This window comes from Streptococcus jiangjianxini, assembly GCF_040225085.1.
Taxonomy (GTDB): domain Bacteria; phylum Bacillota; class Bacilli; order Lactobacillales; family Streptococcaceae; genus Streptococcus; species Streptococcus jiangjianxini.
The window spans coordinates 24,617-45,672 of sequence record NZ_JBEHGL010000008.1 but is presented as its reverse complement, the minus strand read 5'-3'; the positions used below and the strand labels follow the sequence as shown (position 1 = coordinate 45,672).

General features: G+C 39.1%; 23 protein-coding genes and 1 pseudogene. 8 read left to right on the top strand and 16 right to left on the bottom strand.

Annotated features, from left to right (window positions below; genetic code table 11):
• The first annotated feature begins 238 nt into the window (after nt 1-238).
• Genes ABP870_RS04710 through ABP870_RS04700 form a run of 3 tightly spaced genes read left to right on the top strand, consistent with a single transcriptional unit; the run spans nt 239 to nt 2,176 of the window.
• Nucleotides 239-565 carry a PadR family transcriptional regulator gene (locus tag ABP870_RS04710; RefSeq protein ID WP_350014321.1) on the top strand — a complete coding sequence of 109 codons (327 nt, stop codon included), beginning with the start codon at nt 239-241 and terminating at the stop codon, nt 563-565.
• Nucleotides 552-1,136 carry a DUF1700 domain-containing protein gene (locus ABP870_RS04705; protein ID WP_350014320.1) on the top strand — a complete coding sequence of 195 codons (585 nt, stop codon included), beginning with the start codon at nt 552-554 and terminating at the stop codon, nt 1,134-1,136. Before ABP870_RS04710 ends, ABP870_RS04705 begins: the two co-directional genes overlap by 14 nt.
• Complete coding sequence (locus tag ABP870_RS04700; RefSeq protein WP_350014319.1) at nt 1,133-2,176, top strand: DUF4097 family beta strand repeat-containing protein; 1,044 nt, start codon at nt 1,133-1,135, stop codon at nt 2,174-2,176. The genes ABP870_RS04705 and ABP870_RS04700 overlap by 4 nt, the downstream gene beginning before the upstream one ends.
• Before the next feature lie 95 nt (nt 2,177-2,271).
• Here ABP870_RS04700 and ABP870_RS04695 read toward each other — a convergent pair whose 3' ends face one another.
• The gene (locus ABP870_RS04695; protein ID WP_350014318.1) at nt 2,272-2,625 is read right to left on the bottom strand and encodes a DUF1304 domain-containing protein; all 354 of its coding nucleotides are present in this window, start codon (nt 2,623-2,625) and stop codon (nt 2,272-2,274) included.
• A gap of 161 nt (nt 2,626-2,786) precedes the next feature.
• Between ABP870_RS04695 and ABP870_RS04690 the strand changes: the two genes are divergently transcribed.
• Nucleotides 2,787-2,987: a hypothetical protein gene (locus ABP870_RS04690; protein WP_350014317.1), complete on the top strand. Its 201-nt coding sequence runs from the start codon at nt 2,787-2,789 to the stop codon at nt 2,985-2,987.
• Nucleotides 2,988-3,356: 369 nt separating this feature from the next.
• Nucleotides 3,357-3,561: pseudogene (locus tag ABP870_RS04685) on the top strand (tyrosine-type recombinase/integrase); the annotation flags it as partial.
• A 181-nt stretch (nt 3,562-3,742) separates the two neighbouring features.
• Here ABP870_RS04685 and rpsD read toward each other — a convergent pair.
• The 9 genes from rpsD to mnmA form a co-directional block, all read right to left on the bottom strand.
• A complete protein-coding gene (rpsD, locus tag ABP870_RS04680) occupies nt 3,743-4,354 on the bottom strand; it encodes a 30S ribosomal protein S4 (RefSeq protein WP_062710983.1) in 612 nt (203 codons plus the stop codon).
• A gap of 235 nt (nt 4,355-4,589) precedes the next feature.
• Entirely contained in the window at nt 4,590-4,958 is a 369-nt protein-coding gene (locus ABP870_RS04675) for a helix-turn-helix domain-containing protein (protein WP_350014316.1), read from the bottom strand.
• 175 nt (nt 4,959-5,133) lie between these two features.
• Nucleotides 5,134-5,421, bottom strand: a complete 288-nt coding sequence (locus ABP870_RS04670) for a Veg family protein (protein ID WP_350014315.1) — start codon at nt 5,419-5,421, stop codon at nt 5,134-5,136.
• 60 nt (nt 5,422-5,481) lie between these two features.
• On the bottom strand, nt 5,482-6,843 hold the full coding sequence (gene dnaB / locus ABP870_RS04665) for a replicative DNA helicase (protein WP_350014314.1): 1,362 nt from the start codon (nt 6,841-6,843) through the stop codon (nt 5,482-5,484).
• 44 nt (nt 6,844-6,887) lie between these two features.
• Entirely contained in the window at nt 6,888-7,340 is a 453-nt protein-coding gene (rplI, locus tag ABP870_RS04660) for a 50S ribosomal protein L9 (RefSeq protein ID WP_350014313.1), read from the bottom strand.
• A gap of 3 nt (nt 7,341-7,343) precedes the next feature.
• On the bottom strand, nt 7,344-9,311 hold the full coding sequence (locus ABP870_RS04655; RefSeq protein ID WP_350014312.1) for a DHH family phosphoesterase: 1,968 nt from the start codon (nt 9,309-9,311) through the stop codon (nt 7,344-7,346).
• An 87-nt stretch (nt 9,312-9,398) separates the two neighbouring features.
• Nucleotides 9,399-11,300, bottom strand: a complete 1,902-nt coding sequence (mnmG, locus tag ABP870_RS04650; RefSeq protein WP_350014311.1) for a tRNA uridine-5-carboxymethylaminomethyl(34) synthesis enzyme MnmG — start codon at nt 11,298-11,300, stop codon at nt 9,399-9,401.
• Nucleotide 11,301: 1 nt separating this feature from the next.
• A complete protein-coding gene (locus ABP870_RS04645) occupies nt 11,302-11,757 on the bottom strand; it encodes an NUDIX hydrolase (RefSeq protein ID WP_350014310.1) in 456 nt (151 codons plus the stop codon).
• 162 nt (nt 11,758-11,919) lie between these two features.
• The gene (mnmA, locus tag ABP870_RS04640) at nt 11,920-13,041 is read right to left on the bottom strand and encodes a tRNA 2-thiouridine(34) synthase MnmA (RefSeq protein ID WP_350014309.1); all 1,122 of its coding nucleotides are present in this window, start codon (nt 13,039-13,041) and stop codon (nt 11,920-11,922) included.
• Nucleotides 13,042-13,257: 216 nt separating this feature from the next.
• Here mnmA and sdaAB point away from each other — a divergent pair, with 216 nt between their 5' ends.
• The 3 genes from sdaAB to ABP870_RS04625 are packed head-to-tail and all read left to right on the top strand — an operon-like array spanning nt 13,258 to nt 15,407.
• Nucleotides 13,258-13,932, top strand: a complete 675-nt coding sequence (gene sdaAB / locus ABP870_RS04635) for an L-serine ammonia-lyase, iron-sulfur-dependent subunit beta (RefSeq protein ID WP_062710956.1) — start codon at nt 13,258-13,260, stop codon at nt 13,930-13,932.
• 11 nt (nt 13,933-13,943) lie between these two features.
• A complete protein-coding gene (sdaAA, locus tag ABP870_RS04630) occupies nt 13,944-14,819 on the top strand; it encodes an L-serine ammonia-lyase, iron-sulfur-dependent, subunit alpha (RefSeq protein ID WP_350014308.1) in 876 nt (291 codons plus the stop codon).
• A complete protein-coding gene (locus ABP870_RS04625; RefSeq protein ID WP_350014307.1) occupies nt 14,820-15,407 on the top strand; it encodes a histidine phosphatase family protein in 588 nt (195 codons plus the stop codon).
• A 29-nt stretch (nt 15,408-15,436) separates the two neighbouring features.
• On the opposite strand, the gene ABP870_RS04620 is transcribed toward ABP870_RS04625, so the two are convergent.
• The 6 genes from ABP870_RS04620 to ABP870_RS04595 form a co-directional block, all read right to left on the bottom strand.
• Nucleotides 15,437-16,153, bottom strand: coding sequence for a transglycosylase (locus ABP870_RS04620; protein WP_350014306.1), 717 nt, complete (start codon nt 16,151-16,153; stop codon nt 15,437-15,439).
• A 1,022-nt stretch (nt 16,154-17,175) separates the two neighbouring features.
• Entirely contained in the window at nt 17,176-17,976 is an 801-nt protein-coding gene (locus ABP870_RS04615; protein ID WP_350014305.1) for an energy-coupling factor transporter transmembrane component T family protein, read from the bottom strand.
• Nucleotides 17,969-18,811, bottom strand: coding sequence for an energy-coupling factor transporter ATPase (locus ABP870_RS04610; RefSeq protein WP_350014304.1), 843 nt, complete (start codon nt 18,809-18,811; stop codon nt 17,969-17,971). The genes ABP870_RS04615 and ABP870_RS04610 overlap by 8 nt, the downstream gene beginning before the upstream one ends.
• Nucleotides 18,787-19,614, bottom strand: a complete 828-nt coding sequence (locus ABP870_RS04605; protein ID WP_350014303.1) for an energy-coupling factor ABC transporter ATP-binding protein — start codon at nt 19,612-19,614, stop codon at nt 18,787-18,789. Before ABP870_RS04605 ends, ABP870_RS04610 begins: the two co-directional genes overlap by 25 nt.
• Before the next feature lie 11 nt (nt 19,615-19,625).
• Complete coding sequence (gene pgsA / locus ABP870_RS04600) at nt 19,626-20,168, bottom strand: CDP-diacylglycerol--glycerol-3-phosphate 3-phosphatidyltransferase (RefSeq protein ID WP_350014302.1); 543 nt, start codon at nt 20,166-20,168, stop codon at nt 19,626-19,628.
• Between the two features lie 6 nt (nt 20,169-20,174).
• The gene (locus ABP870_RS04595; protein WP_350014301.1) at nt 20,175-21,050 is read right to left on the bottom strand and encodes a helix-turn-helix domain-containing protein; all 876 of its coding nucleotides are present in this window, start codon (nt 21,048-21,050) and stop codon (nt 20,175-20,177) included.
• Nucleotides 21,051-21,056: the final 6 nt, after the last annotated feature.

Here is a 21,056-nt window from a genome sequence, read left to right as displayed (position 1 = left end):
TACCTCTTTCTAATCGTAACTAGCATCTGTTGCTCGTATAAAACCAGCAAAGCGTTTTCAATAATTCTAGTTTAACATAAATGCTAGTTAAGTTAAAAGGAATTTGTGAAAATTGTCTGTTTTAAATATATTATTTTTTTATATATAAAATATTGATATATCGCTAATATTAGTTTATAATTGATATGTAAAATAATTATATATATAGCAATTTTATATACAAAAAGGAGCTGATGACATGTACTTTCCAGTATCATCAACCCTGATTGAATTTTTGATTTTAGCCATTTTAGAAAAAGAGGATTCCTACGGTTATGAGATTAGCCAAACCATCAAATTGGTCGCAGCTATCAAGGAATCCACACTCTACCCCATTTTAAAAAAACTAGGGCAGGCTGGCTATGTCTCTAACTACAGTCAGGAACATCAAGGGCGTAAGCGCAAATACTACGCTCTAACAACTGAGGGAAAAGAGCACCTCACTTATTTAAAATTACAATGGAGAAGTTACAAGGAGACCCTAGATGGGATTGTGGAAGGGAGTTTGAGACATGACAAGGACTGAGTATCTAAAGCAGTTAGATCATTACTTGCACCGTTTGCCAGAGGAAGATTACCAAGAAGCTATGGAATACTTTACCGAATATTTTGACGAAGCTGGACCTGAAAACGAGGACCGTGTTATCGAAGAGCTGGGAACACCTAAGGAAGCTGCACAAGATATCCTCAATGCTCTTTGGGATAAAAAAGAAGGCGAGGCAGACCATAGCCAAAAATCGCGCGCTAAAACCCTCTGGATTGCCCTCCTAGCCCTTTTTGCTGCACCTTTGGCACTTCCTGCTATCATTCTAGTCGCAGGGCTTATGTTTGCCTTCATCGCCATTATTTTTGCCTTTGTTGTCGCAGCCATTTCACTCCTAGTAGCTGGCATTGCTGTTTTAGGTGTTCTCATTTGGGAAAGCTTCACACTGGTGCCAGATTCTTTAGCAGCTATGGCTTTAGGGATTGGAACAGGGCTGTTAGTCTTAGGAGTAGGCTTACTTCTTTGGCTCCTGTTAATAGCACTAGCAAAAGCAATGACTCGTGTTCTCCTAGCTATTATTAGTCGTTTCACTAAGAAAGGAAGTGCCGCATGAAAAAAACAAATAAATTCCTTTTCATTCTTTCTCTCATCTTTATTAGTTTTGGAACAGTAGCTGTTTTATGGGGACATAGCCACGGTGGTCTAAAAGACATTAAAGAGGCAACAGCAACTAAAAAAGTTGAACAAGAGTTATCCAGTTTTAAACACTTAGAACTCAAACTAAACACCCGTGACCTCATTATTGAACCATCCAAAGATGATAAATGGCATTTGACATACTATACTGGTAGTAAGGTCTTAGGCAAATTAACCGTTAAACAAGATGGTGATAGCCTATCTCTCAAACAAGCTGATAAAACGACCAATGTCACAGGACTACTATCAGCTTTAGGGTATTATCTCAACAATCAAGATAGGGATAGCCATGATGTTGTCTTATCCGTTCCTAAAAATGCTAAATTTGATAACATCAAAGGCTATGTTTCAGGCTCAACCCATCTCTATCATTTCCCAATCAAAGAGGTCGATCTAACATCTGAATCCATCTACACTGATGACACAGTCATTTCAAAAGCTAACTTTTCAGCTAATTCTCTCTACTTGGACAATAGCAATATCAGTCGATTGAAACTAGATGCATCTGATTACCTTTCTTTAACAAATTCTACTATTGACAGAGGACAGTTTGAAGGAAACTCGACAACCATAGACGTGGATAAAAGTCATCTCCAAAATACAGCCATTAAACTCGAAGATGGAACGCTCACTTTAACAGATACCGAGCTAGATAATGTCAATCTATCTGGTGACAGCAATACCATCACTGCTAAACAACTATCTCTTAAAAATCTCACTGAAATCACTAGCCGTTATAGTGACATCACTATTCATCTAGAAGAGAAGACACGTTCTACAACAAACTTCAATCTCAAAATAATCGATGAGGAACTTAACCTCTCTGATGCCATTGCTAGTTCAGACCAGATGATTACTGACGAGGACCAAGAAAAGCTTAGTTTCCATAAACAAGGTAAGGATAACAAAGCAACATTGACTATTAACAGCAAAGAAGGCCCTGTCTCTATCGACTAATGTGACAATAAGAAAAAGCCCTCCAAATGACCCGCATCTCAAAAATGAGACAGAATCTCTAGGATTGAGGACGCAGCAAAATGGAAAGCTTTTTCTTAAAATAGTAAGGTAATAAGAGCCAAAATAGCCAGACCACCTTGGGTCAAGATGATTTTCTTATCAGCAGTCAAGGCTCCGTAAGCTCCGGCAAAAACCACATTAAGCAAAAAGACTACGACTAGCGTCTGATTGCTCGTCAAAATCCCAAATAACAAAAAAATAGCAATCAAACCATTGTAAATCCCCTGATTCTTAAAAAGTTTGCTGACCGAATCACGCGAACGCTCCTCCTGAGACATCTTAAAGACACGACCGGTTGCTTTCGACTGGGTTGCAAATGTCTCTAAATACATGATATAAAAATGTTCCAAAGCTACTAAAGTAGCTAAAATAAGCGTAATAACTGACATATTTTCCTCTTTTTCTAAACAAGCCTCTACTTAGACTAACTGTATCTTATTATCATATTACTAAAAACGTTAAATCGCACTGATTTTGCCTCTTACATCAAAAATATGTTACCTTATTCACAATAATGTGATACAATGAAAGAAAAAGAAAGAAGTTACTTATGGATAAAAATACTGTTATTAAACGCCTACGTGAAGAACTAAAAATGCCAAAATTTAATGCTTTCTTTGAAGAAAAGGACTATACGGAAAAAGAGTATCAACAATTAAAAACTGACCTACTCAATTACTATCGTGACTATGTTGATAATGTTGAAGCAGATTTCCAAGGTGGTTTAAAAACCAATGATGGCCGTAAATAAGTTAGCACCAGCAAATTGCTGGTGTTTTCTTATGACTCTTTGTCTTAAATGATCTCTTGCTTTAGAGATAGCATTTTCAATTCTCGACATCAAGTGTCCCACATACTCTGATAAGATTTTATCTAAAACAATGAAACAAAAGGAGGCTTCACTAGCGACAATTTTCGTATAAAATAGGTAAACAGCCACGAACACTTACTGCTGGAAAGGAATGTCTTTTTTCACAAGAAAGTATTGAATGCCCTCTCCTATAAGAGATTTCCACACCATTTAGTTTAGTATGTTTCTAAGCTGTTTCACCAAAAGTCAGTGAATAAGCCATAGCAATAGGATAACATTGTTGTACTGTTTTTTATGTCATTTGACGCTGTCGGCTTCCACGGTTTCCGCCATACTCACGCTAGTTTATTATTAAATGTTGGTATTCCATACAAGGAACTTCAAAACAGACTAGGACACTCCACTTTATCAATGACTGTGGATACTTACAGCCACCTTTCTAAAGAGAATGCAAAAAAAAGCCATTTCATTCTATGGAACATCAATAAACGATTTATATAGTCTTTTGAATTAACTTTGATACTTCGTCACTTTCGACTTGCCGTACACGAGTACTTTCTGCGTCTCAATTCCTTGTTTGAAAGCTAATTCATTTGACTGTAACTCCACAAATTCCTGAACAAATTCAAAAATCAGTATTTTAAGCAAAGCAAAAAGCCCGCAACCACGGGCTTTCAAAGCATATAATCTTAAAATTAAAGCATTTTGTTGTAGAATTCAACGATAAGGGCTTCGTTAATTTCTGGGTGGATTTCATCACGCTCTGGAAGACGTGAAAGTGATCCTTCAAGTTTTTCAGCATCGAATGATACGAATGCTGGACGTCCAACGGTAGCTTCAACTGCTTCAAGGATAGCTGGAACTTTAGCTGATTTTTCACGAACTGAGATGACTTGACCAACTTCAACACGGTATGATGGGATATCAACGCGTTTTCCGTCAACAAGGATGTGACCGTGGTTTACAAATTGACGAGCTTGACGGCGAGTAGTTGCAAGACCTAAACGGTAAACAACGTTGTCAAGACGACGCTCAAGAAGAAGCATAAAGTTGTAACCAAGGATTCCACCTTTGATTTTGCTTGCTTGTACGAACAAGTTACGGAATTGTTTTTCACCCATTCCATAAGTGAAACGCAATTTTTGCTTCTCAGCCAATTGCAAACCGTATTCAGAAAGTTTTGAACGGTTGTTTGGTCCGTGTTGTCCTGGAACGTAGTTACGACGAGCAAGCTCTTTACCTGTTCCTGTAAGTGACAAGCCTAAACGACGGGCTTGTTTCCATGATGGTCCTGTATAACGTGACATTAAAAATGTCCTCCTCTTTATTTTTTGAAGCTAGCTAACTAGCTCCTTTTTTGAGGAAATATGATTGTCCAATCCTGATTCGTGCAGATGCCCTTCGCCTAAACAGCCAAGGTTACTTGTATTTCAAGGTATCTGTTGACGAGCTTCATATTGAACTGCCATTATTTCACACAAAGAGTATTATATCATTTCTGTATATGAAAGTAAAGTAATATTTTTAAACGGGCAGCTGATCCTATTGTCTCTTTGTACCAATAATAAGTATCACGATAACACTCGATAAAAATACATAATTCTGGGTCTGTATAGCCATTATGATGAAAGGAACCATAACTATTAAGTATATGTAGTCAATCGTATAATTTCCTACACGCAATCCTCGACTTTCTTTTTGTGAACTTTCAATCAGTAAGGACTCGATACTGACTCCTAGTTGGTCACTAATCCTCATCATATTCCGCTTACTAGGATAAGTTTCTCCATTTTCCCATTTTGAAATCGTCTTATCAGAAACATCTAACTGCTCTGCTAATTCTGCTTGTGTCAATCCCTGGTCTTGACGGTATTTCTTTAAGGCTATGGCTAAAATCGTTTCTTTATCCAATATCATCCCTCCTTTACATCAATCTTACTAAAATTCTCCTCTCTTTTATAGGAATATAATAAAAAGAGAGTAGACGAGAGTCAATTAGTCACTAGAAACTCACAAATTATTGTCAACTTTATTTACTCAATTGTCAACTTTTCTGTAAACAAAAAACCTCTTAGGAGGTCTTTAGTTATTCAGCTAGTTCTTCATCAAAGTAACGGATTAGCGTTTTCTCTGTCAAGATATCAGAGTAGGTATAAGACTCGACATAAGAATTGTTGATAGCTCCCGGCTCATCTGATTGTTCGTTATATTCCACAATAAACAACGATTGGTAGACTTCAATCAAACGGCCCGTTTTGGTTTTTTCGCGTTTCCGACCATTTTCTAAAGTTAATTCTACTAACTGTCCTTCGTGGTTCTTGACATCATCTTTAATTTTTTTCATTTTTGCTACATCAGCAAATGCATCACTCATACGGTTTCTCCTATTTCTTAAACAAGCTACTTTACAAACTTGTCAACTTATCTATCAAGTTTAAAACTCTTCAAATTGAGCTATACTTGAAAACTTATTATATTCTTTTTGGAACATTAACTTAACTGTCCCACGCGCACCAGCACGGTTTTTCTCCAAGATAACTTCCACTGTGTTATCTTCAATGGCTTCCTCAGCTTCCTCACCTTCTTTACGATAATAATCATCACGGTAAAGAAAGGCAACAATATCAGCATCTTGCTCAATAGACCCTGACTCACGGATGTCAGATAAAACAGGGCGTTTATCTTGACGTTGCTCAACACCACGCGAGAGCTGACTAAGGGCAATAACTGGGACACGTAATTCTTTTGCTAAAATTTTCAACTGACGAGAAATTTCCGAAACTTCTTGTTGTCGATTTTCCGGTCGTGTTCCTGAAATCAACTGCAAATAGTCAATGACAATAAGACCTAGTCCACCGTCAACTTCTTGTGCTAATTTACGAGAACGCGCTCGAATTTCAGTAATCTTGATACCCGGTGTATCATCGATGTAAATTGGTGCTTCCGCTAAAGCTCCTTGAGCAATCATGACATTATTCCAGTCCTGATCGGTTAATTGTCCCGTCCTCAAGGCGTGAGAATCAATCATGCCTTCTGCTGCTAACATCCGGTCTACTAAGCTTTCTGCTCCCATTTCAAGAGAGAAGATGGCCACAGCCTTATTTTGTTTTGTTCCAACATTTTGGGCGATATTAAGAACAAATGCTGTCTTACCAACCGCAGGGCGGGCAGCCAAGATTATTAACTGGTCTGGGTGTAAGCCTGTTGTAATGCGATCTAAATCTCTGAAACCTGTTGGGAGCCCCGTCACATCTGAAGTTTGTTGCGCTCTGATCTCGAGACTTTCAAAGTTTTGATCCAGCACACTCGCAATCGTTCTAAAACCACTACGATTACTATGCTCATTAATCTCAATCAAAGCCTTCTCTGCGCCAGCAATAATTTCCTCTGACTCAAGCGACCCCTCATAGGCTTCATTAACAGTATCTGTCAAGCGCTTGATAATATTGCGCAACATGGCTTTTTCAGCCACAATTTTAGCGTAATAATCAGCATTAGCACTAGTCGGTACACTATTGACCAGCTCAACAATATAAGAGAGGCCTCCGATATTTTGAAGGTCTCCTTGACTATCAAGAATATTTCTGACAGTAGTCGCATCGATAGCATCATGACGATCACTTAACGTAACCATAGCTCTAAAAATAACCTTATGAGCATACTTGTAAAAGTCATCTGCTTCGATAAATTCGCGAACCGTTATCAACTTGTCTGGTGAGATAAAGATTGATCCTAAAACAGACTGCTCGGCTACCAAATCTTGTGGCTGTAGACGTAATTCTTGTGTCTCCGCCATCTTCTCACCTCCTTGTCGATGTTATGTAACTCTTTATAAATCAATTAAGCTTCTTTAACGGCTAACTTGATGTCAGCAGTTACTTCTTTGTGTAGTTTAACAGGTACTTCAATCAAACCAATCGCCCGAATAGGGTGGTCTAATTCAATATGACGTTTATCCACTTTAATGCCAAATTGCTTTTGCAATTCTTCAGCAATTTTTTTAGCAGTAATAGAGCCAAAAGTACGACCGTCTGGCCCAACTTTTTCCGTAAATTGCACTCGCGTTGCTTCTTTTTCAAGCTCAACTTTGGTTGCTTTTGCTTCTGCTAAAATCTCAGCTTGGTGTTTTTCTTCAGACTTTTGTTTCCCTTTAAGTTCACCAATAGCTTGATTGGTTGCTTCCTTAGCCAATTTTTTCTTTAATAAGAAGTTTTGAGCGTATCCTGTTGGTACTTCTTTAACTTCGCCTTTTTTACCTTTTCCTTTAACATCTTGTAAAAAAATAACTTTCATTATCTACTCCTCTTCTACTTCTTGATCAATAATATCTAGTAATTGCGCTTCTAAATCAATAACAGCAATATCATCACATTGACACGCAGCAAGGTTGAAATGACCTCCGCCACCCAGCTGTTCCATAATACGCTGAACATTGACATCATTACGACTCCTTGCGGAAATAGTTGTTTGACCTTTGGGATTCTTAGAAATCACAAAACTTGCCTCAACATCTGCCATCATTAACAGACTGTCAGCCGCCTTACTCGCAATAACATTATTGTAAGGGACATCTTCTGGACCGCTAGCGATCATGAGACGTTTTTTATAAGGTTTTGCTTTTAAAATTAACTCATTAACCTGACGATATTCTTCGAAATCGGTTGCTGCGATAGATTGAATCTCGACACTATCACTCCCCAAGGTTCTAAGATAGCTAGCCACATCAAAAGTACGGCTAGTAACTCGAGTTGAGAAATTCTTGGTATCAAGCATAATACCAGCCATCAAGAGACTAGCTTGAAGCTTGTTTAGTTTACTTGTTTTAGCATTTTGGAAAGTAATCAATTCTGTCACCAATTCTGCTGCAGAACTGGCACCACTTTCGATAAAACTTAACACGGCATTGTCAGGAAAGTCATCATCGCGTCGGTGATGGTCGACGACAATCGTCTCTCGACATTCATCAAACAGGTCTTTTGAAAGCGTCAGACTTGTTTTAGAATGGTCAACCATAATCAATAAAGACCTGTAATCAACCATCTGTAAGGCTTCCGAGATCGTTACAAGATTTACTGTTTCATCTTGTTTAAGACGCTCGATAGCTCTTTCAATATCCATTCCCATATCACTAGGATCATAGACAACATAAGATTCTGAAACCAACTGACTCGCAAAAAATTGCATCCCGACAGAAGATCCCAAAGCATCCATATCTAAACGGCGGTGGCCAACAACAAATACCTTATCAACTGATTTGATTTTATCCGAAATGGCTGACATCATCGCACGAGTTCTAGTGCGTGAACGTTTCACGGTCGAAACAGTTCCTCCACCAAAATACATCAAGTCTGCATGTTCCTCGTTTTCCTTGAGAACAACTTGATCACCACCACGAACTAGGGCTATATTAAGATTTTCTTGGGCAATAATCCCAATTTGATCGTGATGCCCTCTACCGTAAGCAATCCCCATACTTAGGGTCAATGATAATTCATATTCTTGAGCTTCTTGGCGGAAACGATCTAGAATATCAAACTTATCATTCATTAAAGTTTCAAGGGTACCATAATCCGTAAAGAAATAAAAACGGTCCATAGCTACACGACGATAAAAAATCGCATGTTCTTCAGCAAAATTGGCAATGAAATTAGCGATAAAGCTATTGATACTTGAAATGTCGGCATCAGCCATATTATCGGTGAAGTCATCATAATTATCAACAGACATAATTCCAATAACAGGACGTTTTTTGATTGTCTTTTGACTGCTTTCAATTTCTTGGCTAGCATCGAAGAAGTAAAAGACACCAGACTCCAAGTCCATATAGGAATTATACCTGGCTTCACCAATCGTAATGCTACGAGTGAGTGCACCCTGCTTATGGGCTTCCAGTAAATCAAGAACTACTTGTGTATCAAATTGTCCCGTCTCTTGGTCACTAAAAATTAACTGAGCATAAGGATTATACCAATCAATTTCACTGGCCTCTGGATTAAATTTAATGACCCCAACTGGCATCTTATCAAGTAAAGCCTTCAAACTTACCTCAGTTTGGTCATTTAACAGTTCAATTTGTTCATCTTCAGATAGCTGATAACTTTTTTTCTGAAAATAGAGCAAGGCTGTCAATGATGAACATGCTAAAAAAATAGCAATCAATAAGCTGGTTTCTGACTGCGTTAGACGTACACTGATGGCCAATAAACCAAATACAATCATGCCAATCATCACAAGATGAATGGTTTCAAAACGAAATCTTTTCATTTAATAACCTCTTAGGGTCATATTATACCACAAAAAGCCCTGAATATCAGGACTCTTTGTACCTATCCAAGATTACAGTTTGATTACTTATTGAAGGTTTCTACGGGCTTTATTATTCCCTTCTAAGTAAACCATCAAAATGGAAATATCGGCTGGGTTGACACCTGAAATACGGCTAGCTTGACCAATAGTTTCTGGATTGATTTTCTTGAATTTCTGACGAGCTTCTGTCGCAATAGAATCAATGGCATCCCAGTCAATATTAGCAGGAATACGTTTTTCTTCCATACGTTTCATCTTGTCAACTTGGTCAAGGGCCTTGTTAATGTAGCCTTCATATTTGATTTCTGTTTCCAATAGTTCAATGACTTTACTATCCAGCTCTTCTGTAGCTGGGCCAACAAACTCAGTTGCTAGCTTGTAGTCAATTTCTGGACGACGCATAAAAGCCTTAGCTGTCATAGCATCTGTCAATGGTTTGAAGCCTAATTCCTGAATGCGCTCATTGGTTTGCTTGACAGGTTTCAACTTAACCGTGTCAAGCCTTGTCAACTCATTGTCAAATTGATTTTTTTTGATTTCAAAGATATTCCAACGCTCATCGTCAACTAAACCAACTTGTCGACCAAGTGGTGTCAACCGCATATCAGCATTGTCATGACGAAGAATGAGCCGGTATTCAGCACGTGAGGTCAACAAACGATAAGGCTCTAGGGTCCCTTTTGTAACAAGGTCGTCAATCATGACACCGATGTAAGCGTCCGAGCGTTTTAAAATAAATTCCGGCTTGCCTTGGACTTTAAGAGCAGCATTGATGCCTGCAATAATACCTTGTCCTGCAGCTTCCTCATAACCAGACGTGCCATTAGTCTGTCCGGCTGTAAAGAGACCCGAAATAACCTTAGTCTCTAGCGTAGCACGCAGTTGATGTGGTAATACAATGTCGTATTCAATAGCATAACCTGTACGCATCATTTCAGCATTTTCCAAACCTTTTACTGAATGAATCAAATCACGTTGCACATCTTCTGGCAAGGAAGTTGACAGTCCTTGAACGTAAACTTCATCTGTCTGACGCCCTTCTGGTTCAAGGAAAAGTTGGTGACGTTCTTTATCAGCAAAACGCACAATCTTGTCTTCAATTGATGGACAATAGCGTGGTCCAACTCCTTTTACAACACCTGAAAACATTGGTGCACGGTGAAGGTTTTCTTTGATTAAGTCATGACTTGTTTCATTGGTATATGTCAACCAACAGTCAACCTGATCTGTAATATAATCTTCATCCTTAGACATGAATGAAAAATGATTTGGTTTGATGTCGCCAGGTTGCACCTCTGTCACGGAATAATTAATTGTTGACCCCTTGACACGCGGCGGTGTCCCTGTTTTAAAACGATCAATTTCCAGGCCGTGTTTAACAAGATTATCAGCCAGTGTAATAGAAGCTAAGCTATTGTTTGGACCAGACGAATACTTAAGCTCACCTAAAATGATTTCACCACGTAAAGCTGTACCAGTTGTAATGATAACCGCACGCGCACCATATTTTTGACCAGTCGCTGTTAAAACACCAATAACCTTGCCATCTTCAACCAAGATATCATCGATCATGCTTTGGCGAAGAGTCAGGTTTTCTTGCTGCTCAACTGTTTTTTTCATTTCCACAGCATAAAGGTGCTTATCAGCTTGAGCACGAAGAGCACGCACCGCGGGACCTTTACCCGTGTTGAGCATTTTCATCTGGATATAGGTCTTGTCGATGTTTTTACCCATCTCGCCGCCAAGGGCGTCAATTTCACGTACAACAATCCCTTTAGCCGATCCTCCAATAGAGGGGTTACATGGCATAAAAGCCAACATTTCTAAGTTAATCGTAGCAAGTAAGGTTTTGCAACCCATACGGCTTGCTGCCAAGGCAGCTTCCACTCCCGCATGACCGGCACCAACAACGATAACGTCAAATTCTTCTACAAAATGATGTTCCACTTTAATCTTCTCCATCTTTATTGATAAAATGCCTTAACTGTCCATTCCAGTTTTTTAAAGCTTTTTTGAGGAAAGCAGGCTTGATGTCAAAATCATCTACCTTGTCCAAAGGAAGCCATACGCAAGGGTAACTTTCTTTACCTTCAATCATCTCTGTCGGCGGTTCTTCGAGTGGTTGGATCATGTAATGAAATTCAATATTATGAAATTTCACATCATTAACAGTAAACTGATTTTCCACCACAAAAGCCAAATCCACTATCTCACCCGCAATACCAATTTCTTCCTGCATTTCCCGAAGAGCTGCTTGTGAACTTGTTTCGCCAATTTCAATAGCACCACCAATGGTATGAAATCCATCCTCATGCTTCCCTAGAAAGATATGATTATCCTTAATGATTAAAGCAGTCGCGCGAACTCCAAAACTACTTTGACCAAGCTTAGTACGAAAATCCATCCCTTTCCTCCAGTTTAGGCACAAAAATAGCCAAAACCCGTATCATTGCAAGCCAAAAAGACCTGCAAGACCATGAGCTTTGACTTTCATGATATTACTGAATTTAGTTTATCAAATAACTCCTAAGGATTCAAGGAATAAGAAAACTTTTCCCATACTACCTTAGATATACTGACAAGCCACACCATCTTTGTAGGCTTGATCAATAATGCCACCACCAAGACACTCATCACCGTCATAGAAAACAACAGCTTGTCCTGGAGTGATAGCACGCTGTGGCTCCGCAAAAATTACTTCTGCCTTGTCACCCTTAACCTTGACAGTTACTTTACTGTCTGGTTGGCGGTAACGGAACTTAGCTGTGCATTCTAAGGTGAATTCTTCTGACATCTCACGTGTAAAGTGGATGCTTGACGCGTCAAGTGAGGTTGACATGAGTGACTCATGGTAAAAGCCTTGTCCAACGTAGAGGATATTATGTGACAGGTCTTTACCAACAACAAACCAGGGCTCATTGTCGCCACCTTGTTGACCACCGATACCAAGACCGCCACGTTGACCGATGGTATAATACATCAAACCAGCGTGCTCTCCCATGTCACGACCGTCAACAGTCATCATGCGACCTTTTTGAGCTGGGAGGTATTGCCCGAGAAATTCTTTGAAATTCTTCTCACCAATAAAACAAATCCCCGTTGAGTCTTTTTTCTTAGCTGTTGCAAGTCCTGCTCGCTCAGCAATATCACGTACTTCAGACTTTTGCAAATGACCAAGTGGAAACATGGTTTTTTGCAACTGTTCTTGTGATAATTGACTTAGGAAATAGGTTTGATCCTTGCCATTATCCGCCCCACGAAGCATGTGGACAGTCCCATCTTCGTCACGCGAAACCTGTGCATAATGCCCAGTTGCGACATAATCAGCCCCAAGGCTCATGGCATAATCTAAGAAAGCCTTGAATTTAATCTCTTTATTACACATGACGTCTGGATTAGGGGTACGTCCTGCACGGTATTCCGCCAAGAAATACTCAAAAACACGATCCCAATACTCTTTTTCAAAATTAACTGAGTAATAAGGTATCCCAATCTGATCAGCTACTGCTGCGACATCCTTGTAGTCTTCTGTCGCTGTACAGACGCCGAATTCGTCAGTATCATCCCAGTTTTTCATGAAGACACCAACAACGTCATAACCTTGCTCTTTAAGCATAAGAGCTGTTACTGAGGAGTCAACTCCTCCACTCATGCCGACAACAACACGAGTCTTTGAATTATCAATCATATGATAAGTCTCCCATCTTTTCGTTTTTTAACGCACGATTTGAAGGTCGTCGTTTTCAAAAGTCGATTTGAAGGTCGATTTTGAAGCCCAAAGGCAGAGTACATTATAACACGATTTTGATAGATTTCCAAAACCTGACAACTGACTGAAAATCCTCTATTTTTAAAGCGCTTTATTTGTTATAATAGACACAACGTTTAATCTTAGGAGAATGGCATGAAACCCTTAAAATTTCAATCTGTTTTTGATATTATTGGCCCTGTTATGATTGGACCGTCGAGTAGTCATACCGCAGGTGCTGTACGAATTGGACGACTCATTCACTCCATTTTTGGAAAGGAACCTACGGAAGTCACTTTTCACCTCTACAATTCATTTGCCAAAACTTATCGGGGCCATGGCACAGACCGTGCCCTTGTTGCTGGAATAATGGGAATGGACACGGACAATCCTGATATCAAGAATTCTCTGGAAATAGCTCATGAAAAAGGCATTCGTATCTACTGGGAAATCTTGAAAGAAGGCGATGCGCCACATCCAAATACCGTTAAAATCGAAGTTAAAGATGCTGACGGCAGTAGTATGAGCCTAACTGGTATTTCAATTGGCGGGGGTAATATTGAAGTCACTGAATTAAATGGTTTTGCGGTAACCTTGCAGATGAACACACCAACGATTATTGTCGTCCATCAAGATATCCCTGGCATGATTGCGAGAGTAACAGATATCTTATCAGATTACAATATCAACATTGCTCAAATGAATGTTACACGTGAGAATGCAGGCCAAAAAGCCATTATGATCATTGAAGTAGACTCAAGAGACTGTCAAGAAGCTGTCAAGGCTATTGAAAACATTCCGCATCTCTATAATGTCAATTACTTTGGGTAAGGAGGCCATACATGTTCTACTCGATTGAAGAATTAGTCCAACAGGCAGAAGAAAACTACAAAGGGTCAGTAGCTGATTTAATGGTTGCCACCGAAACTAGCTTGACAGGTCGTCAGGCAGATGAAATTCGCTTCATCATGGCCCGTAATTTAGACGTTATGCTAGCTTCTGTAAAAGATGGTCTGAATGATGACAAGTCGGTCAGTGGATTGACAGGCGGTGATGCTCTGAAACTGCACCACTACATTCAAGCTGGCAATACCTTATCTGAATCTACTATCCTGACCGCTGCCCGAAATGCTATTGCGGTCAATGAACAAAATGCCAAAATGGGACTAGTCTGCGCCACTCCGACGGCTGGTAGCGCCGGTTGTATTCCAGCAATCATTTCAACAGCTATTGAAAAATTAAAACTAACTCGAGAGGAGCAGCTTGACTTCCTTTTTACAGCAGGTGCCTTTGGACTAGTCATCGCTAATAATGCTTCAATATCCGGAGCAGAAGGTGGTTGTCAAGCAGAGGTCGGATCAGCTGCGGCCATGGGAGCTGCGGCTATCACAATGGCTGCTGGCGGTAGTGCTTACCAAGCCAGTCAGGCCGTCGCCTTTGTCATAAAAAATCTTTTGGGACTAGTTTGTGATCCCGTTGCAGGTTTGGTGGAAGTCCCTTGTGTCAAGCGTAATGCGATGGGAGCTAGTTTCGCCCTGGTAGCAGCCGATATGGCTCTAGCTGGTATTGAATCAAAAATTCCTGTTGATGAAGTTGTTGATGCTATGTATCAAGTCGGTAAAACCATGCCGACAGCCTTCAAAGAAACTGCCGAAGGTGGGCTAGCTGCTACACCAACTGGCAAGCGTTATGCCCAAGAACTTTTTGGAGGTATCTAGATGAAGCAAACTGTTTATCTTGTTCGACATGCTGAACCTAACTACAACAATCATAATGATGAAGAAAGAGAGTTAACAACAAAAGGTTTACAAGATTGTCAACTTTTGCTAGATTATTTTAAATCGACTGCTATTGATAGTATTTATTCCAGTCCCTTTAAGCGTGCCATTCAAACCGTACATGACCTTGCTAACGAAAAAAATTTACCTATTCAAATAAAAGAAAACTTTAAAGAACGCAAAGTTGATGATGTTTGGATCGATGACTTTAATGATTTTGCAAAACGTCAATGGCAGGATTTTAGTTATCAATTAGCAAATGGTGAAAGTCTACAACAAGTGCAAGATAGAACAATCCAAGAACTCCAGAAAATTCTTAATAAAAAACAAAAGTCTCTGCTCATTTCATCCCATGGTACAGCCATCTCAACAATCATCAACTATTATGATAACCAGTTTGGTTTTGATAACTTCCAAGACATTAAAAAATTAATGCCGTTCGTTGCAACTTTAATATTCAACAATGGCAAGATAGAAGACATTATTATTACAAACCCTTTTACTAGAAAAATTGAATATAAAAAATAGGTTGACAGAATTGTCAACCTTATTTTTTATTAATAACCCCAAGCTGATAAACCTTGAGCATTGTAAGCGTTAATCGCAGAATTGATTTGATCTTGTACAGTTGCTGTTGAACCCCATCCTGGCATAGTTTGGAAGAGACCAGAAGCACCTGATGCATTGCGAGCACCAACTTGACCATTTGATTCACGAGCAATGATGTGTTCCCAAGTGGCTTGGTCAACACCTGTCGCTGCTGCCATTTGGGCTGCTGCATAAGCTCCATCTCTACCGGCAGTATTGCCATTTGATAAGACACGTCCAGACGGGGCAACGTGTTGCTGTGTCGTTTGGGTTTGAGCTGGAACGCCTGTTGCTACTTGAGTATTGTAAGCTACTTTCGTCGTCACTGGCTCTTGACTGGCAGCGGCAGCAACGGTTGTTTCCTCTGGAGTCGCTACTTCAGCAACTTCTGTCATTGAAGCCTCAGGCTGAGTGGCACTATCTTCTGTACCTGATTTACTTGGTTCTTCCGAAGTGCTTGATGGTTGTGACGACGAGTCCTTGACGTCAGTAGAAGACGAGCTTGGGTCCTTAGACTGATTGGTTGAACTAGCTTTTACCTCTTCAGACTCAGCTTTCGAAAAATAACTGTTTGAGCTAAACATACCTGTTGCCACTAAAATAGCTCCACAAGCTAAGATAGACAACATAAATAATAAACCTGATTTCTTCATTCTATTTTCTTTCCTTAATGATTTTCTTGTCATAACAATCTATCTCTTTCTTAAAATAATCCTTATTTATCATACTCTTCTTTTATTACTTAATAGTAATAGTTATATGACAAATATGTCAGTCAGTTTTTAAATTGATAAAGAAAGGCAAAAAATTGAGCAAAAACGAGCTTTTTAGTCTTAATACTAGCCATTAGTGTTCCTAAACTCAATCGCTCCCACCCAAGACTCATAAACTTCTTTAACCTAATTATCAACAACTCTCGTAATGTCCTGATGACCAATCACCATTTAGATAAGAGAGTGTTAATTGCGAACAATCATCGTATTGGTCATTCTGTACAGTATAACTATCCCTTGACTCTTTTTAGGCAATTCCTTTCTTAGCAACCTTCTCTTTTTGAATTAAAGAGAAAGAAATGGTTGACACGCTAGTTTCCTTTTTTCGATTTAGTATGAAATCATTCCAAAACCCATCTGACTTTAATACCATTGACATCATTATACGATTGACTTGGACTAAAGTATTATTACCTTTTTGATGAGTTGACAACAATAGTTGATAAAACGTCACTTGAGTCGACAATATATGAAGTTGCATTGACAAACTAAGAATCTGAAAGTGTCCTTAAACTTTCCAATCCCAGTAAAGCTGATGTATTGATTTTTTCTCTCTGATTTAGCATATCTCCCTTGTCACTTAAATGACTTGTAAACTTATGAGGGCTTAACCCTTTACAGGATCTTTACTAGAATACACCCTAAAGATTACGATTACTTTGAAAAGGGATTAATACTCATTTAAGTTTAAAAATAGCTATTTTACCTATAACGATGTAATTTTGCTCTAAAATGAAGCAGACTAAGTGAGTCGAATAAGATGCTTTTTCAGTGAATGAAATGGACAGTAATAAAAAATCTATGGTTTATGTCTGAACCACCTAAAAGAATAGCACAAATGCTAATTTTGATTTTTATTGAGTATAAATGGATAGCAAGAACGTTTTAAACACATAAAAAAATTGAGCCTTAAAGACTCAATAGATTTTCTATGCTTAACGATTTGTTTTGAGAATAAATAGCGTAATCCCAAGAAGTACGAAGGCCAGAATGGTCAAACTATCTGACAATTGCCACTTGAGTTGACGATATTTAGTTCGACCTTCGCCTCCTTGATAACCACGAGATTCCATAGCTGTAGCCAAAGCATCAGCTCGTTTAAAACTGGAAGCAAACAAAGGTATTAGTATAGGGATAATCGTCTTAACTTTCTGCATCAAATGACCTTCTCCAAAGTCGACCCCACGTGCTCTCTGTGCATTCATAATTCTTGTCGTATCATCCATCAAAGTAGGAACAAAACGTAAACTAAGCGATAGCATTAGCCCAATTTCATGAGCTGGTACTTTTAAAATGCGCAAAGGTTTTAACAGTGACTCCACAGCATCAGCCAAGCTCAAAGGCATTGTCGTCAATGTAAGTATCGTTGACATCAAAATGATTAAAACAAATCTCATAAAAATTAACAATGCCTGAGCCAGCCCAAAATCAGTAATTTTAAAAATCCAAAAGGCAAACAAAGGATTTCCTTGTGTCGTAAAGAAAACTTGAAACAAGGTTGTAAATAAAATGATACCAATCATCGGCCTAACACCGTTGATGAAAAACCTTATGGGAATTTTAGATAGAGCAATCGCAACTAGGGTAAATACTAACATAATCACATTAGTCACCACATTATTAGCCCAAAAAACGACAATAATAAACAACATCATTGCTATTAGCTTGCTACGAGGATCTAAACGGTGGACAAGAGAATCACCAGGGATATAACGTCCTAATATCAACTTATCCACGCTTAAACGCCTCCTTAAATTGTTCTATCGTGATCGGTAATTCTGATAATGCTAAACCTCTTTGTTGCAACTGATAAGCAAACTTTGTAATTTTAGGCACTCCAACTTGTTTCTTTTCTAAAAAAGCAACGTCTTGGAAAAGATCAACAGGTTTTCCATGTGCTGCAATCTGCCCTTTTTCCAACAGGTAAACATAATTAGCATAATTAGCCACGTCATCCATTAAATGTGTCACCAAAACAATCGTCATACCTGAGTCATGTAATTCCTTAAATAAGGTCATTAACTCTTTTCGACCTCTAGGATCAAGCCCTGCTGTCGGTTCATCTAAAACAAGGATTTCTGGCTCCATAGCCAAAATTCCTGCAATGGCAACTCGACGCATCTGCCCACCTGATAAGTCAAAAGGATTTTGATGAAATAAATCTTCAGAAATACCTACTTGCTTCAAGGTTTGACGCGCTCGTGCTTCTGCTTCTTCCGCAGAAATTCCAAAATTTTGAGGTCCAAAAGCCACATCTTTTAGTACTGTCTCATCAAACAACTGACTTTCAGGAAATTGAAAAACAAGACCAACCTTTTGTCTGATTGATTTGATGTCTTTGGGTTTGGCAGATGAAGCAATCTCAAAATCATCAACATAAACCGTTCCTTCAGTCGGAATATTTAAGCCATTTAAAAGCTGCATGATGGTTGATTTGCCCGAGCCAGTATGTCCAATAAATGCTGTATAAGAACCTTTTTCAATCGTCACATCAATACCAAAAAGGGCACGCCCTTCAAAGGGTGTCCCAGCTTGATAGGTATAACTTACATTTTTGAGAGAAATTCCCATAAGTCATCTTCCAATTCTGTTTCTGTTCTATATTCTTTTGGTTGCCATCCTAATGCCCGCAGAGATTCCTGCAGACGAACAGTAAATGGTAAATCTAAGCCGAGTGCTACCAAATCATTTCCTCTAGAAAAAAGTTCTCTAGGTGTTGAAATAGACTCAATCTCACCCGCTCTCATAACAATCACACGATCACTAAGCGCCACTTCATCCAAATCATGAGTAATTGAAATGATAGTCATGTCAAACTGCTGACGAATCTTTTGAACCGTACCCAGTAGTTCTTGACGACCTTCTGGATCTAACATACTAGTTGATTCATCAAAAATTAAAATTTTAGGTCTTGTTGCAAGGGCACCTGCAATAGCTACACGTTGTTTCTGACCACCTGATAATCTAGCCGGTTCGCGTGTTTTAAATGGCGTCATTCCAACTAAAGTCAAAGCTTCTGAAACCCTATCAGTCATTTCCGAATGGCTAACTCCCTTGTTCTCGAGACCAAAGGCAACATCATCCTCAACGGTGGCACCGACAAATTGATTATCAGGATTTTGAAAAACCATGCCAATATCTTGACGAATGTCCCAGATATTTTCTTCAGTCAATTCTCTGCCATTAATCTTAATATGACCGGACTCTGCCAATAAAAGACCGTCAAGCAATCGAGCTGTTGTCGACTTTCCTGAACCGTTATGCCCAACAATAGATAACCATTCTCCAGGTTTCACGTGAAACGATACATCTTTTAAAGTATATGCTTCCTGTTCTTCCTGATATTTAAAAAATAAATTTGAAACCTCAATCATAAATCTGCTCATTATTTGAAGGTGTCTTTAAATAAGAAACTAGCACCTTTGAAGTAATCATATCCTGAATAAATAGTGAAGAACAAGGCTACATAAAGCATCACTGTTCCTAGGACATGCATGTGACAAAGCAACAGGATAACCGCTAACATCTGTGTCACTGTCTTAATCTTACCTGGCATAGCCGCTGCTAACACTTCACCGCCAGTTTCAACCAAGAGCAACCGAAGTCCTGTGACAGCCAATTCACGACAGATAATCACTGCTGTAACCCAAGCTGGTGCCATTTTCAAACCAACAAGCATGATAAAAGCACTCATAACAAGCATCTTATCAGCCAAAGGATCAGCGAATTTACCAAAGTTCGTCACAACCTGCCATTTACGAGCCAAATAACCATCTAGATAGTCTGTAAAACTTGCCACTGCAAAGATGATAGCAGCAACAATATGACCAAAATGGCTACTAGAAACTGACGTTAATAGCAAAAAGAGGGGGATCATAAAAATGCGAATTACCGTTAATAAATTAGGGATATTTTCTTTTTTTGTCATTATACCTTACTCAATCGTTAATGTAATATAGCCAGTTGTGTCAGCTAATAAAGATGATAAATCAAGTTCCTGCCCATTCACAGTGACCTTAATACCAGAAGTATTTCCAAGCGTTATCAGTGTTTCACTTGTATCTTCAGACAATGCTACACGAATTGTAGGAGTTTCTTGAGTGAGCGTTGCCCCTGACTCATAGTTTGAGTTCGATACAGAGAACCAACGATCAGCAGCCCCTTCAGTTAATGAAAAGACGAGATCAACAGGTTTGCTTGCCTGAGATAGATGAGCAGCTAGATTAACACCATCAACCGATGGCGTCACAGCTAGGATCGGTGACTCACTTGAAGAACTTGTTGAAGATTCACTGCTACTACTTGGGGAACTTGCTGAACTTATCTGAGAAGACCTAGTCGTTTCAAGGTTGGAATTTTTCGAACGTCGGCCCCAAAAAACAAAGAATAAGCCAGCCAACAAAACCACTAGAACTAAAAGAGAGAGCATTAGAAAAAGTAGGTTCTTTTTATCCGTTTTTGCTGTCTGGCGATGACTAGTACCATGCTGTCCAGCTTGAGCTCGACTGTAGGACTCAGAATCCTTATCTTCAATTATTTCTTCTTGACGAGACGCCGCTCGCTCTTGTTTTTCAGCCACTGCAATATGGTAATCACGAAGAAGACTCTCATGATCTAAATCTACCACTTCAGCATACTTTTTGATATAGGAAATCTCATAAGATTTACTTGGTAACAGTGAAAATTGATCCATCTCCATGGATAGGAGATAAGAGGATTTAATACCAGTTAGAGATTCAAGATCATCAAGGCTATAATGCTTTGATTCGCGACCATCTCTTAACTGCATTCCAACTGATTTTCTTATCATTTGACA

Bases quoted from the DNA above. Each gene is read 5' to 3' on its own strand.
- dnaB (WP_350014314.1), bottom strand. From the start codon at position 6,843: ATGGCGGAGACACAAGAATTACGTCTACAGCCACAAGATTTGGTAGCC.
- ABP870_RS04655 (WP_350014312.1), bottom strand. From the start codon at position 9,311: ATGAAAAGATTTCGTTTTGAAACCATTCATCTTGTGATGATTGGCATG.
- ABP870_RS04605 (WP_350014303.1), bottom strand. From the start codon at position 19,614: ATGATTGAGGTTTCAAATTTATTTTTTAAATATCAGGAAGAACAGGAA.
- ABP870_RS04710 (WP_350014321.1), top strand. From the start codon at position 239: ATGTACTTTCCAGTATCATCAACCCTGATTGAATTTTTGATTTTAGCC.
- pgsA (WP_350014302.1), bottom strand. From the start codon at position 20,168: ATGACAAAAAAAGAAAATATCCCTAATTTATTAACGGTAATTCGCATT.
- ABP870_RS04695 (WP_350014318.1), bottom strand. From the start codon at position 2,625: ATGTCAGTTATTACGCTTATTTTAGCTACTTTAGTAGCTTTGGAACAT.
- sdaAA (WP_350014308.1), top strand. From the start codon at position 13,944: ATGTTCTACTCGATTGAAGAATTAGTCCAACAGGCAGAAGAAAACTAC.
- rplI (WP_350014313.1), bottom strand. From the start codon at position 7,340: ATGAAAGTTATTTTTTTACAAGATGTTAAAGGAAAAGGTAAAAAAGGC.
- ABP870_RS04670 (WP_350014315.1), bottom strand. From the start codon at position 5,421: ATGAGTGATGCATTTGCTGATGTAGCAAAAATGAAAAAAATTAAAGAT.
- ABP870_RS04690 (WP_350014317.1), top strand. From the start codon at position 2,787: ATGGATAAAAATACTGTTATTAAACGCCTACGTGAAGAACTAAAAATG.
- ABP870_RS04700 (WP_350014319.1), top strand. From the start codon at position 1,133: ATGAAAAAAACAAATAAATTCCTTTTCATTCTTTCTCTCATCTTTATT.
- ABP870_RS04620 (WP_350014306.1), bottom strand. From the start codon at position 16,153: ATGACAAGAAAATCATTAAGGAAAGAAAATAGAATGAAGAAATCAGGT.
- sdaAB (WP_062710956.1), top strand. From the start codon at position 13,258: ATGAAACCCTTAAAATTTCAATCTGTTTTTGATATTATTGGCCCTGTT.
- ABP870_RS04625 (WP_350014307.1), top strand. From the start codon at position 14,820: ATGAAGCAAACTGTTTATCTTGTTCGACATGCTGAACCTAACTACAAC.
- ABP870_RS04705 (WP_350014320.1), top strand. From the start codon at position 552: ATGACAAGGACTGAGTATCTAAAGCAGTTAGATCATTACTTGCACCGT.
- mnmA (WP_350014309.1), bottom strand. From the start codon at position 13,041: ATGATTGATAATTCAAAGACTCGTGTTGTTGTCGGCATGAGTGGAGGA.
- ABP870_RS04595 (WP_350014301.1), bottom strand. From the start codon at position 21,050: ATGATAAGAAAATCAGTTGGAATGCAGTTAAGAGATGGTCGCGAATCA.
- ABP870_RS04645 (WP_350014310.1), bottom strand. From the start codon at position 11,757: ATGGATTTTCGTACTAAGCTTGGTCAAAGTAGTTTTGGAGTTCGCGCG.
- ABP870_RS04610 (WP_350014304.1), bottom strand. From the start codon at position 18,811: ATGGGAATTTCTCTCAAAAATGTAAGTTATACCTATCAAGCTGGGACA.
- rpsD (WP_062710983.1), bottom strand. From the start codon at position 4,354: ATGTCACGTTATACAGGACCATCATGGAAACAAGCCCGTCGTTTAGGC.